This is a genomic window from Lelliottia sp. GFLA7 (assembly GCF_056490165.1).
Genome location: NZ_JBWLAQ010000125.1, coordinates 1 through 390 on the forward strand (window position 1 = coordinate 1; position 390 = coordinate 390).

Below are 390 nucleotides of genomic sequence, written 5' to 3' on the forward strand. Positions count from 1 at the left end.
TTCGTGTACGCCGTCACCCTCGGCGCCGAGGAGAAGCAGGCGGTGGTGCGGTTGGTGAACCGGGCGCACGCCCCAGTGCGGTCGGAGCGGTACAACGCGTTCGATCCCGAACTGCAGCTGTGGGTGGCAGCCACGTTGCACCGCAACGGTTTCGACATGTACCAGCGGTTCTTCGGGCAGCTGTCGGATGCCGATGCCGAGCGGCTGTACAGACAGTCGGCGGTGTACGGGACGGCGCTGCAGGTCCGGGCGGACATGTGGCCGGCGACCCGCAGCGAGTTCGACACGTACTGGGACCGGATGATCGAGACCGCCATGGTGGACGACCAGGTGCGCGCGTACGTGCGTGGTCTGCTCTCCGGCGGCAGGGCACCGCTCCCGGTGCGGATG

General features: G+C 68.2%; 1 protein-coding gene. It reads left to right on the plus strand.

Features of this window, described 5'->3' with window-relative positions; genetic code table 11:
- The coding region (locus AC07RN_RS21475) for an oxygenase MpaB family protein (protein WP_478337300.1) at positions 1 to 390 on the plus strand (390 nt) is incomplete at both ends.